We start from the raw sequence: 12,174 nt of genomic DNA, 5'->3' as shown, positions 1-12,174 counted from the left end.
GGAATGCCGTGTCTAGTAAATATTTCATTCAAGCCAGTCTTGAGCCGAAGTTCCAATGAGTTGATGTATCGATGTATGGCTCCGTCTTCCAGATGCTGCAGAACTGATAGCGTTGCGCAGACTGAAAGATATCGTCCTGTATTTGTCCCGCTAATTTGCACGGGGCCCGCGCGGCGCGATCACATCCATAAATTCAGATTTGCCTGCGATTCCGGCAATTGGTATACCGCAGCCGAATGCCTTACCGTATGTTACGATGTCGGGCGTTACGTTATAGTCCTTTTGTGCTCCGCCGATATTGCCTCGAAATCCGGTCAATATTTCATCGAATATCAATAATGCGCCGTGCTCAGTCGCAAGTGCGCGTAGTTCTTGTAGAAATTGCTCGTCAGGCTTGACGCATCCGATGTTTAGGGCTATGGGTTCCAGGATAATCCCTGCGATATCTCGGGCGTGGGATTGGAAGACTGCCTGAATGGAGCTTAGATCATTCCATGGGACCGGTACAGTCAATTGCCCTAGCTCATCTGGGATTCCAATCGTGCCGGGTAAACGTTCAAGGTCGCCGCTCGCGAACGCTGCGCCGCTCCGTGGGGAGGAGTCGATATTCCAGCTGAGAGTATCGTTTAGGCCGTGAAAGTGGCCTTCGAATTTTACGATCAATCTTTTTCCGGTTACAGCTCGAGCCACTCGAGTCGCATACATAGTCGCCTCTAACCCGGAATTAACAAGGCGAAGCTTTTCCGCACAGGGAACTGCAGCGCAGAAGCGTTCGCTTAACAGCTGGTGCGTTTCTGTTTCATATTGCTGGAGAAATCCACTCGACAAGGCTTGACTGATTGACTCCTTGATAATGTAGCTATCGTGGCCTAGCAGGCACGAACCCCAGCCCATAATGTAGTCGTCACGCCATTCTCCGGACGCGGTTTGTATTCGAGCGCCCGAAGCACTGCGAATTTGGGTAGGCCCGATTCCTGTCAAATGATTCCAGCCAGCCAATACGTTTCCAACGCGTGTTTCGCATACTTTTGTCACCATGTCGAATCACCTTTTCAAAGACGTGCTTTTGGCAACCTTTATGTCGAAAGCTTGAGGCGAGTGTACGAACTATCGCCGCTTGTCAACGGTCTTTTTCGCAATTTCGGACGATCGGAGGGTTCGTTAAAAGATTGAAGTCGGACCTGGCTATGAGGGAGAGTCCGTGCTGATAGGGAGCGCTCCGCTCGTTCGATGACACACAAACACGAATGCATCTGGATCCAATGGATGCCGTGATGTCTGCGGGCTAGTGATTGATTTGGCTTACGAGCGCCGCTCGCAACGAAATGCGCGTCCGAAGCAAGCATTCACGAGGCCGGTTATCCTTTGTCCTCTGCTCCCCCAGCGCTCGACTCCCGGAGGAACCTCATGGAATACCGCAAGCTCGGCCGTACCGGCCTGACGGTCTCGCGCCTGTGTCTAGGCACGATGACATTCGGCTTTCAGACCGATGAAGCGACGTCCGGCCGCATCATGCAGACCGCTGCAGATGCGGGCATCACCTTCTTCGATACGGCTGACGTCTATCCCCTCGGCGGTGGCGACTCCCGCGTCGGTGCCACCGAGGAAATCGTCGGACGCTGGCTGAAAGGCAAGCGCCAACGCTTCATCCTCGCCACGAAGGCCGTCGGCAAGATGGGTCCGTCGCCGTGGGATCAGGGCGCATCGCGCAAACACCTGCTGGACGCCATCGATGCCTCGCTGCATCGGCTCGGCACCGATTACGTCGACCTCTACCAACTGCATTCCGACGATCGCGAAACCCCCGTCGACGAAACGCTCGAGGCGCTCGATACGATCGTGCGCTCAGGCCGCGCACGCTATATCGGCGTTTCGAATTTTCTGGCCTATCGGCTCGCGCGTGCATTGGGGCGTGCCGAGACCCTCGGGCTGGCGCGCTTCGTATCCGTGCAGCCTCGCTACAATCTGCTCTTCCGCCAGATCGAGCGCGAACTGCTGCCGCTAGCCGAAGAAGAAGGGCTGGGCGTGATTCCCTACAACCCGCTGGCCGGCGGGCTGTTGACCGGCAAGCACAAGCGCGGTGCAACGCCTCCCGAAGGGCGCTTCACGCTCGGCACGGCCGGTGCGATGTATCAGGAGCGCTACTGGCACGAGCGCGAATTCGAAACGGTCGACGCATTCTGTAAAACGACGGCTGAGGCCGGGCTGTCGCCCGTGACCGCAGCCGTCGGTTGGGTACTCGCCAATCCCGCGATCACCTCGGCGATCATCGGCGCCAGCCGCCCCGAACAGTTGAACGATTCCATCGCGGCGGCGGATCGTCCACTCGATGGCGCGCTCAAGACAAAGCTCGACGAATTGAGCTACGAATATCGCTTCGGCGATGCGCTGCGATAACGAAGGCCCGAGCGGAAACCGCAACGCTTGCTCATTCCGCCGTCACATACTGGCTGCGTAAAGGCGCGACGGGCGGCGGCGAGCCGACCGCCGCGCGCACACGCCGCGCCTCGTCGGCGGGCGTGACGCCAAAAAGCCGCTTGAATTCACGGCTGAACTGCGAGGCACTTTCATAGCCGACGTGTGCCGCCGCCGCGCTGACGTTGAGCCCGTCTTGCGCCATCAGCAAACGCGCATGGTGCAGGCGCGTGGTCTTCACATACTGCATCGGCGAAGTGGCCGTTACGGCCTTGAACTGCGCATGGAACACCGCGAGGCTCATGCCTGCCTCGCGTGCGAGCATTTCGACATCGAGATTGTTCTGGTAATCCGAATGAATGCGGCGTAAAGCCTTCGCAATACGGCCGAAATGATGCTGATGCGTCAGCGCGACGCGAATGACATCGCCTTGCGGGCCTGTCAGCACGCGATAGCAGATCTCGCGCACGATGCCCGGGCCGAGAATCGGGGCATCGGCAGGCGAGGCCAGCGCTTCCACGAGCCGCAATACCGCATCGGCGAGCGGCCTTTCGAGCGGGGTGGCGTAAAACGCGCGAGGCTCGCCCTGGATGGGACCGCGCGAGTCGTTCAGCGCAATCAGCAACTCGGCAACGACAGCGAGATCCATCTGAATCTTGACGGCCAGCAGCGGTTCGTCGGGCGTCGCTTCGGTCTCGCATTCGAACGGCAGCGGCACGGCCATCACGAGATAATGCTGCGGGTCGTAGACGAACGTCTGAGCGCCCAGGAAGCCTCGTTTCCGTCCTTGGCAGACGATGACGATGCTCGGGTCGTACAGGACCGGTATGCGCGGGCAGCGATGGTTCACGCGCATCAGCTTTACGCCTTCGATCGACGAAGGCACGATGCCTTCGGCCGGCGCGAGCCGGCCCAGCAATTCGACGACGCGTGCCTGCGACGCGTCGATGTCCACACGAGCGGTTTCCGAAAAAGAATGCGTCATGTCCGGGGTGCGGCCTGGCAAGAGGAACAGGCTCGAAATCTACCACCAACGGCGCGGTTTTGCTGCTTGCCAAGAGAAACAGGCAAGGCTTCAAGAGGTTCAGGTATTCCGCGGGGCACGACCGCTGCCTAGGATGTGAGGCTCGATGCGATACCGCATTTTGCTTAACCGCATGACAGGAGCGACCATGTACAAGACTCACGCCTACGCAGCCCAGAACGCACAATCGCCGCTCGCGCCGTTCGAATTGGAGCGTCGCGGTCTGCGCGAGTACGACGTGCATATCGAAGTGATGTTCTGCGGCGTGTGCCACTCGGACCTGCACCAGGCACGCAACGAATGGAGTAACAGCATCTATCCCGTCGTGCCGGGCCATGAGATCGTCGGACGTGTGATGGACGTCGGACCAGCCGTCACCCGCTACAAGACGGGCGATCTCGTCGGTGTAGGCTGTCTCGTCGATTCGTGCCGCACCTGCGCGAGCTGCCAGGAAGGCCTCGAGCAATACTGCGAGAACGGCTTCGTCGCCACCTACAACGGCACGGACCGCGTAACAGGTGAAACGACCTACGGTGGCTATTCGACGAACCTCGTCGTCGACGAAGCGTTCGTGCTGCGCGTGCCCGACAACCTCGACCCGGCTGCCGTTGCACCGCTGTTGTGCGCGGGCATCACGACCTACTCACCGTTGCGCACCTGGGGCGCCAGCCCCGGCAAGAAAGTCGGCATCGTCGGTCTCGGCGGCCTCGGGCACATGGGTGTGAAGCTTGCGCACGCAATGGGCGCGCACGTGGTACTTTTCACGACGTCGGCGTCGAAGGTCGAAGACGGCAAGCGGCTGGGCGCGGACGAGGTCGTCATCTCGAAGGACCCGGAGGCGATGGCCAAACATGCGAACAGCTTCGATCTATTGATCAATACAGTTGCCGCGCAACACGATTTGAATCCGTTCATCGCATTGCTCAAGCGCGATGGGACGATGACGCTGGTCGGCGCACCCGAGCACGATCATCCGTCGCCGCAAGTGTTCAGCCTGATCATGAAGCGCCGTCGGCTGGCTGGTTCGCTGATCGGGGGAATCGCCGAAACGCAGGAGATGCTCGATTTTTGCGGTCAGCATGGCATTACCTCGGACATCGAAATGATTCCGATGCAGCAGATCAACGAAGCTTACGGCCGGATGTTGAAAAGCGATGTGAAATACCGCTTCGTGATCGATATCGACTCATTGAGACAATAAGAAAGGACTGAGCATGGCGACACTGACGATCAACGGAAAGGTCCACACGCTCGACGTGCCGGACGATATGCCGCTCCTGTGGGTACTGCGCGACGTCGTGGGACTGACCGGCACGAAGTTCGGTTGCGGCATCGCTCAGTGCGGTGCGTGCACGGTCCATCTCGATGGGGCCGCGGTGCGCTCGTGCGTGCTGCCGGTGTCGGCCGTCGCCGGCAAGAAAATCACGACGATCGAAGCCGTCGGCGCCACGCCGGCAGGGCGCAAGGTGCAGGAAGCCTGGCGCGATCTCGATGTCGTCCAATGCGGTTATTGCCAGTCGGGGCAGGTGATGTCGGCCGCCTCGCTGCTCGCGCAAAACCCGAAGCCGAGCGACGCCGATATCGACGCGGCGATGGCGGGCAACCTGTGTCGTTGCGGCACCTACAACCGCATTCGCGCGGCCGTGAAGCACGCGGCAGGGGAGGCGTGAGATGTCGAAAGGACTCTTCGATCTCGCCCACAGCGTGGAGGCAAGTGCCGCTGGGGCGCCCGATCTTGCCAATGAGCCGGCCGGCTCCGCCGTCTCACGCCGGACGTTTCTCAAGTTCGGCATGACGCTCGGTGCAGCCGCCGGCGGCGGACTGCTGCTCGGTTTCAGCGTACGAGCCGATGCTGCGACCGACCGTGGCGCGCATGCGCGCCGATCCGCCGTCGAAGGGCAGGCTTCCGAAGTCGCAGCGCCCGGCACGTTCGCGCCGAATGCGTTCATCCGCATCGACCGCGAAAGCCGCGTGACGCTCGTGATGCCCAAGGTGGAGATGGGGCAGGGCGTCTATACCTCGATTCCCATGCTGATCGCCGAGGAACTGGCGGTGCCGTTGCAGCAAGTGACGCTCGATCATGCGCCGCCCGACGACAAGCTGTATGGCGATCCGTTGCTGGGAGGCGGGCAGATCACCGGCGGCTCGACCTCGATTCGCTTCGCATGGCAGCCGATGCGCCAAGCGGGTGCCACGGCGCGCGCATTACTTGTCTCGGCCGCGGCGCGGCAATGGCGCGTCGATCCGGCTTCATGCACGGCGCGCGCCGGTGAAGTCGTGCACACGCCGAGCGGACGGCGTATCGCCTACGGCAAACTCGTCGATGCCGCGGCGAAGCTGCCGTTGCCGACCACTGTCCCGCTCAAGGATCCCAAGGACTTCGAACTGATCGGCAAGCCCACGGACCGGCTCGATTCGGCGCAAAAAGTGGATGGTACTGCGCTGTTCGGCTTCGACGTGCGCCTGCCCGGCATGGTCTACGCGGCGATCGTCAATTGCCCCGTGTTCGGCGGCACGATGGAGAGCGTTGACGATACGCGTGCCAAGCAAGTGCCCGGAGTGCATCAGGTGGTGAAGCTCGACAACGCAGTTGCCGTTGTCGCGGCGCATACCTGGGCTGCGAAGCAAGGCGTTGCTGCCCTCGACATCAAGTGGAACGGCGGACAGGCTGCGACGCTATCGACTCAGAAGATTTTTACCGATCTTGCGGAAGCGTCGCGGCGCGACGGCGCTGTCGCCCGCAAGGAAGGGGACGTCGGCAAAGCGTTCGGCGAGGCCAAGGCGCGCATCGATGCGGTCTATGAGCAACCGCTGCTCGCGCATGCCACGATGGAGCCCATCAACTGCACGGTGCACGTGCGCGCCGATCGTTGCGATATCTGGGTGGGTACGCAGGTTCCGACCATCGCTCGCGCCGCGGGCGCCAAGGTGACCGGGCTGCCCCCCGAAAAGGTGGCCGTCCATAACCATTTGCTCGGCGGCGGTTTCGGCAGAAGGCTTGAGGTCGACGCGATCGTGCAGGCGTTGAAGATCGGCAAGGCCGTCGATTCGCCGGTCAAGGTCGTCTGGACCCGAGAGGAAGACGTCCAGCACGACATGTATCGGCCTTGCTACTACGATCGAATATCTGCCGGCCTCGACGCGAACGGCAAGCCCATAGCCTGGCAGCATCGGGTGGTGGGCTCGTCGATCCTGGCACGCTTCGCGCCGGCAGTCGTAAAGAACGGCGTCGATCCTGATGCGGTCGAAGTGGCGGCCGAACTGCCTTATAGCCTGCCGAATCAACTCGTCGATTATGTGCGGGAGGAGCCCGGTCCTATTCCGACCGCGTTCTGGCGCGGCGTCGGCGCGACGCGCGGCACGTTCGTCGTCGAAAGCTTCATCGACGAACTTGCCGTACATGCGGGCATCGACCCGGTGAAGTATCGGCTCGATTTGCTAGGCGATGCGCCGCGTGCCGCGCACGTGTTGCAGGTTGCCACGCGCGAGGCCGGTTGGGGCAGCGCGATGCCGAAAGGAAAGGGGCGCGGCGTATCGGTCATGCACGCCTTCGGCAGCTATTTGAGCATGGTGGCGGAGGTGACGGTCGAGGGCGGCGCGGTGAAGGTGGACCGCGTCGTATGTGCCGTCGATTGCGGCATGGCCGTCAATCCGAGGACGATCGAAGCGCAGATACAAGGCGGTGTCGTCTTCGGTATCACCGGTGCGCTTTATAGCGAAATCACGATCAAGGATGGCCGGGTCGAGCAGAGCAATTTCACGGACTATCGTGTATTGCGGCTCAATGAAACGCCGGAGATCGTGGTGCATATCGTGAAGAGCGGCGAAGCGCCGGGTGGTATCGGCGAGCCGGGCACGTCGGCGCTCGCGCCGGCTTTGACGAATGCGATTTTCGCCGCAACGGGCAAGCGGATACGGAAGTTACCCGTGGGAGAGCAGTTGAAGACGGCTTGAACGGCGGCTTCAGGCCCGCTGGCAAAACGCCCCGATCGATCTTTCCGTCGATTGTGGCGTTTTTTGATTCGGCCCTACCTGGGAAGTTCGCTCAACCGGCGAGGGAATTCGATGTCGAAGCAGGTAGATTCCATAGCCTGCTAGCCACCCCGACTCGCTCCGTCGCCGTGGCGTACCGATCGTCCGTCGCTTCTGCTACATCGCTCGAAAGCGGTTCGAGCGCGCGCCCCTTTGGATGCCCCCTTACCAGGCTGCCCTTGCCGCAGTGTTCGGCGCCTCAGCGATCAACGTTACTTCTTCTTATATCTGGACTACCACGGTGCGCGTTCTCGGGGCGGCATCACTATTTAACTCCTCTTGATCGGTGAGTAGTTTGTAAAATACAATATGCCTTACGATAAGCGAGCTTAGGGAAACCGAAACCTTTCGACGGTGGCGCTTGCGGCTGAAGGACGAGCGCGCCCGGGCGCTGATCGCGTCGCGGTTGGACCGTTTGGCTTACGGACACACGGGGATGCGCAGTCGGTCGGACAAGGGGTTTGCGAGTTGCGCCTTCACTATGGGCCGGGCTACCGCATCTACTTCCATAGACGGGGCAATACGATTGTCATTTTATTGTGCGGCGGCACAAAGAACGGCCAAGCGAAGGACATCGAGTTAGCCAAGCGTTTGTTGAACGAGTTGGGAGAGTGAAATGGCCGAAAAATTGACAGTCTATGATCCGGCGGAGGATCTAGGCAGTGAAGCAGCGATGGCGGAGTTCATGGCTGCGGCATTCGAGACGAACGATGCAGGCTACATCGCGCATGCGCTGGGTGTGGTGGCCCGAGCGAAGGGCATGGCGCAGATCGCAGGGCAAACGGGGCTTTCGCGCGAGCAGCTCTATCGTTCCTTCAGTGAGCGAGGCAATCCGACGCTGAAAACAATGCTGTCGGTAATGAAAGCGCTGGGCCTCGAGCTGACAACCCGAGTTGCGCATGCGTGAGTACGTGCCGCGGGCGTTACCCCAGTCCTGCCGCACTACTGAGCCCGTTTCTCCTGCCAACGCTGCATGAGCTTGATTTCGTCCTGCTGCGCCTTGATGATCTGATGAGCCAGGCGCCGCAATATGGGATCTTTCCCATACTTGAGCTCGACCTGAGCCATGTCGATTGCCCCTTGATGGTGCGGAATCATATGCGAGACGAAGTCCTTGTCCGCATCGCCGGTATAACTCGGCGAATTCATGTTCTGCATCATTTTCTGATCGGCATCCCTGAAAGCCTGCGAGGAGGCATCGCTGGAACCGCCGGGCGTCGTGCCCGCCGCATGCGACATATCCATGCCAGGCATCGAGGCAGCTTGTTGGGCACCTGCAGGCATGGCCGACAGGCCCCATACGATGCTCGCGCCAATGAGCGCGAGACGACAGGCGAGACGATTGGGCACGTTGAAATCTCCTGGACGTTCAGACGTCGACCGTACCAGCCAGTTTCGTGCCACGCTGGCATGCCGGCGTCCCTTTCGCGACATAGTAAGGCACATCGGCGCGCGCCAGCGGCTTGCGTGCGCGAATCTTGTCGGCGATTTTCTCGGCCAGCATGATCGTCGGTGCGTTCAGATTGCCTGTCGTGATGATCGGCATGATCGACGCATCGACGACACGCAAACCATCGATACCATGCACGCGGGCTTCGGTATCGACGACCGCCATCCCGTCATACCCCATTGGGCATGAGCACGACGGATGAAACGCGGTTTCAGCACGTGAGCGAACGAACGCATCGAGTTCCCGGTCGCTCTTTAGATCGGCACCCGGACTCAGCTCGCGTCCGCGGTACCGATCGAGCGCGGGTTGCGCGATGATTTCACGTGTGATCCGGATAGCATCACGAAACTCGCGCCAATCGAGCGGCTCCGCCATGTAGTTGAACAAGATGCTCGGATGAGCGCGCGGATCGCGCGACCGTAGCTTCACTCTCCCGCGGCTCGGCGAGCGCATCGAGCCGACATGCGCTTGAAAGCCATGCATGTCGATAGCATTCGAGCCGTTGTAATTGATCGCTATCGGCAGGAAATGATATTGAATGTTCGGCCAAAGATCGTCGTCGCGCGTGCGAATGAATCCGCCGGCCTCGAAGTGATTGCTGGCCCCGAGGCCCGTGCCTTTCGCGAGCCATTCGAGCCCGATGGCGGGCTGGTTGTACCACTTGAGCGCCGGATAGAGCGATACGGGTTCCTTGCACTCGTATTGCAGATACATCTCCAGATGGTCCTGCAAATTGCGGCCGACGCCCGGCAGATCGAGCACGACAGGAATCTCGAGCTCGCGCAGCCATTCGCCGGGACCGACGCCCGAGCGTTGCAAGATCTGCGGCGAAGCGATGGCGCCTGAACACAGCAACACCTCACGGCGTGCATGCGCTTTGACCTCCGAGTCGCGATGCCAGTAAGCGACCCCAACCGCCCGCTTGCCCGAGAACAGAATGCGATCGGTCAACGCATGGGTGACGATCGTGAGGTTCGGCCGCTCGCGTGCCTGATCGAGATAGCCGCGTGCCGTGCTGGCACGGCGGCCGTGCGCCGTGACAGTGCGATCCATCGGGCCGAAGCCTTCCTGCCGATAACCGTTCAGATCGTCGGTGCGCGGATAACCGGCTTGCACGCCGGCTTCCACCATCGCTCCGAAAAGCGGGTTGTTGCCGGGCTTGCTCGTCGTGACGTGAACGGGACCGTCGCCGCCGTGATACGCGTTGGGTCCCACGTCGCGCGTCTCGGCCTTCTTGAAGTAGGGCAGGCAATCGAGATAGGTCCAATCCTCGAGGCCTTTTATCTGGGCCCACCCGTCGTAATCGAGCGCATTGCCGCGGATATAGCACATGCCATTGATCAACGACGAGCCGCCCAGGCCTTTGCCGCGCCCGCACTCCATTCGGCGGTGGTTCATATGCGGCTCAGGCTCCGTTTCATAGGCCCAGTTGTAGCGGCGTCCTTGCAGCGGATAGGCGAGCGCGGCCGGCATCTGCGTGCTGAAGTCGAAGCGGTAGTCCGGACCGCCCGCTTCGAGCAGCAGCACGCTCACATCGGCATCCTCGGTCAGCCGTGTGGCCAGCACATTGCCGGCCGAGCCGGCGCCAATCACGATGTAGTCGAATTCGCTGGTGTTCAAGCGCATCCCCTTTCAAAAGGCAGGCCGGTACGGCCCGAGTTCGACCTGAACCGATTTGATCTGCGTGTAGTGCTCGAGCGTGGTCAAACCGTTTTCGCGGCCAATGCCCGATTGCTTGTATCCGCCCACGGGCATTTCGGCCGGCGATTCCCCCCATGTATTGATCCAGCAGATACCGGCTTCGAGCCGGTGGATCGTGCGATGCGCGCGTGCAAGGCTTTCGGTGACGACGCCGGCGGCGAGGCCGAAGTGTGTCGCGTTCGCGCGGGCGATGACCTGCGTTTCGTCGTCGAAATCGAGCAGACACATGACGGGGCCGAAAATCTCCTCGCGCACGATGCGCATGTCGTCGCGGCAATCGGCAAAGACCGTCGGCGCCACGTACTGCCCCTGCGCGAAATCGCCGTCGACGAGCCGCATCCCGCCTGCCACGAGCCGCGCGCCCTCGCGCTTGCCGCTTTCGATATAGCCGAGCACCTTGTCGAGCTGGGCCGCGCTGGCGAGCGGGCCGAAATTCGTCTGCGGATCGGACGGTTTGCCGATGCGGATGCGCTGGACACGCTCGGCCACGAGCGTCTCGAATTCGGTCTTGACCGAGCGATGCACGAACACGCGCGTACCGTTCGTACAGACCTGGCCCGCGCTGAAGAAATTGGCGGTGACCGCGATATCGGCGGCACGCGCGAGGTCCGCATCGTCGAAAACGATCAACGGCGATTTTCCGCCGAGCTCCATCGTCACGTCCTTGAGCGACGATGCGCCTGCAACCGACATGACCTTTTTCCCCGTTTCCACGCCGCCCGTGAACGAGACTTTGGCGATGCCCTCGTGCATCGCGAGCATGGCACCGACGCGACCGTCGCCTTGCACGACGTTGAAGACACCGGGCGGCACGCCAGCTTCCGTGTAGATGGCGGCCAGTTCCAGCGCCGAAAGCGGCGTCACTTCGCTCGGCTTGAAGATCATTGCATTGCCGGCTGCAAGCGCGGGCGCCGATTTCCAGCAGGCGATCTGTATGGGGTAGTTCCATGCGCCGATACCGGCGCATACGCCGAGCGGCTCACGGCGCGTGTAGACGAAGGAGTCTTCGCGCAGCGGGATTTGCGTGCCTTCGAGCGCGGGCGCAAGACCGGCGTAGTACTCGATGACGTCGGCACCGGTGACGATATCGACGCTGCGCGTCTCCGCGATCGGCTTGCCCGTGTCGCGCATTTCGAGCTCCGCGAGCGCATCGTTGCGCGCACGCAGAATTTCGACGGCACGCCTGAGGATACGCGAGCGCGCCATGGCGCCGAGCGCGGCCCATTGGCGCTGCCCTTCGCGCGCGGCGGCAACGGCTCGGTCGATATCGGCCTGACTCGCTTGCTGGACGGTGGCAAGGTGCGCGCCGGTGGCGGGATCGAATGTATCGAACGTCGTGCCGCTGGTGGCATCGCAATAGGTGCCGTCGATATAGAGCTGCTTCAGGCCGTAGACGGAAGACTGGGCCATCGAATGAACCTCCAACGAACGGTGACGGTGGGCCGCGAAGGCTTCCACGATAGGCGTTTTGCGCCACGCGTTCAATCGATAAGGGACTCATCGGGATGGGCATGTCGGGTTCCGGCAAAGACATGTCGCGTTTGGATGGATC

Annotated in this window: 10 protein-coding genes and 1 pseudogene; 6 read left to right on the top strand and 5 right to left on the bottom strand. The window is 61.3% G+C overall.

Translation table 11 applies throughout. From position 1 onward, the window contains the following. Positions 1-150: 150 nt before the first annotated feature. Positions 151-1,038 carry an aminotransferase class III-fold pyridoxal phosphate-dependent enzyme gene (locus tag GWC77_RS03745; RefSeq protein ID WP_173255525.1) on the bottom strand — a complete coding sequence of 296 codons (888 nt, stop codon included), beginning with the start codon at positions 1,036-1,038 and terminating at the stop codon, positions 151-153. Between the two features lie 369 nt (positions 1,039-1,407). Here GWC77_RS03745 and GWC77_RS03740 point away from each other — a divergent pair, with 369 nt between their 5' ends. Beyond that, positions 1,408-2,397: an aldo/keto reductase gene (locus GWC77_RS03740; protein ID WP_173255524.1), complete on the top strand. Its 990-nt coding sequence runs from the start codon at positions 1,408-1,410 to the stop codon at positions 2,395-2,397. A 31-nt stretch (positions 2,398-2,428) separates the two neighbouring features. Here the strand turns inward: GWC77_RS03740 and GWC77_RS03735 are convergent, their stop codons facing one another. Then, entirely contained in the window at positions 2,429-3,400 is a 972-nt protein-coding gene (locus GWC77_RS03735; protein ID WP_173255523.1) for an AraC family transcriptional regulator, read from the bottom strand. A gap of 187 nt (positions 3,401-3,587) precedes the next feature. On the opposite strand from GWC77_RS03735, the gene GWC77_RS03730 reads away from it, so the two are divergent. The 5 genes and pseudogenes from GWC77_RS03730 to GWC77_RS03710 all read left to right on the top strand — a co-directional run bounded on the left by GWC77_RS03730 (position 3,588) and on the right by GWC77_RS03710 (position 8,378). Next, positions 3,588-4,640, top strand: coding sequence for an NAD(P)-dependent alcohol dehydrogenase (locus GWC77_RS03730; RefSeq protein WP_173255522.1), 1,053 nt, complete (start codon positions 3,588-3,590; stop codon positions 4,638-4,640). 13 nt (positions 4,641-4,653) lie between these two features. Beyond that, complete coding sequence (locus GWC77_RS03725) at positions 4,654-5,109, top strand: (2Fe-2S)-binding protein (RefSeq protein ID WP_173255521.1); 456 nt, start codon at positions 4,654-4,656, stop codon at positions 5,107-5,109. Between the two features lies 1 nt (position 5,110). Next, complete coding sequence (locus tag GWC77_RS03720) at positions 5,111-7,393, top strand: xanthine dehydrogenase family protein molybdopterin-binding subunit (RefSeq protein WP_173255520.1); 2,283 nt, start codon at positions 5,111-5,113, stop codon at positions 7,391-7,393. A gap of 397 nt (positions 7,394-7,790) precedes the next feature. Continuing rightward, positions 7,791-8,086: pseudogene (locus GWC77_RS03715) on the top strand (type II toxin-antitoxin system RelE/ParE family toxin). Between the two features lies 1 nt (position 8,087). After that, entirely contained in the window at positions 8,088-8,378 is a 291-nt protein-coding gene (locus GWC77_RS03710; protein ID WP_173255519.1) for an addiction module antidote protein, read from the top strand. Between the two features lie 35 nt (positions 8,379-8,413). Here the strand turns inward: GWC77_RS03710 and GWC77_RS03705 are convergent, their stop codons facing one another. The 3 genes from GWC77_RS03705 to betB form a co-directional block, all read right to left on the bottom strand. After that, complete coding sequence (locus GWC77_RS03705) at positions 8,414-8,755, bottom strand: DUF305 domain-containing protein (RefSeq protein WP_173255601.1); 342 nt, start codon at positions 8,753-8,755, stop codon at positions 8,414-8,416. Positions 8,756-8,840: 85 nt separating this feature from the next. Next, on the bottom strand, positions 8,841-10,541 hold the full coding sequence (betA, locus tag GWC77_RS03700; RefSeq protein WP_173255518.1) for a choline dehydrogenase: 1,701 nt from the start codon (positions 10,539-10,541) through the stop codon (positions 8,841-8,843). Between the two features lie 12 nt (positions 10,542-10,553). Then, positions 10,554-12,032: a betaine-aldehyde dehydrogenase gene (betB, locus tag GWC77_RS03695; RefSeq protein WP_173255517.1), complete on the bottom strand. Its 1,479-nt coding sequence runs from the start codon at positions 12,030-12,032 to the stop codon at positions 10,554-10,556. Positions 12,033-12,174 lie beyond the last annotated feature (142 nt).

The sequence above is a fragment of the Paraburkholderia sp. NMBU_R16 genome, assembly GCF_013282575.1.
Lineage (GTDB): Bacteria > Pseudomonadota > Gammaproteobacteria > Burkholderiales > Burkholderiaceae > Trinickia.
This window is presented reverse-complemented; position numbering and strand designations above follow the sequence as displayed.

What these genes read in the sequence shown, in the direction of transcription:
- betB (WP_173255517.1), bottom strand. Translation starts at nt 12,032, where the DNA reads ATGGCCCAGTCTTCCGTCTACGGCCTGAAGCAGCTCTATATCGACGGC.
- GWC77_RS03745 (WP_173255525.1), bottom strand. Translation starts at nt 1,038, where the DNA reads ATGGTGACAAAAGTATGCGAAACACGCGTTGGAAACGTATTGGCTGGC.
- GWC77_RS03725 (WP_173255521.1), top strand. Translation starts at nt 4,654, where the DNA reads ATGGCGACACTGACGATCAACGGAAAGGTCCACACGCTCGACGTGCCG.
- GWC77_RS03705 (WP_173255601.1), bottom strand. Translation starts at nt 8,755, where the DNA reads ATGCCTGCAGGTGCCCAACAAGCTGCCTCGATGCCTGGCATGGATATG.
- GWC77_RS03720 (WP_173255520.1), top strand. Translation starts at nt 5,111, where the DNA reads ATGTCGAAAGGACTCTTCGATCTCGCCCACAGCGTGGAGGCAAGTGCC.
- GWC77_RS03740 (WP_173255524.1), top strand. Translation starts at nt 1,408, where the DNA reads ATGGAATACCGCAAGCTCGGCCGTACCGGCCTGACGGTCTCGCGCCTG.
- GWC77_RS03710 (WP_173255519.1), top strand. Translation starts at nt 8,088, where the DNA reads ATGGCCGAAAAATTGACAGTCTATGATCCGGCGGAGGATCTAGGCAGT.
- GWC77_RS03730 (WP_173255522.1), top strand. Translation starts at nt 3,588, where the DNA reads ATGTACAAGACTCACGCCTACGCAGCCCAGAACGCACAATCGCCGCTC.
- GWC77_RS03735 (WP_173255523.1), bottom strand. Translation starts at nt 3,400, where the DNA reads ATGACGCATTCTTTTTCGGAAACCGCTCGTGTGGACATCGACGCGTCG.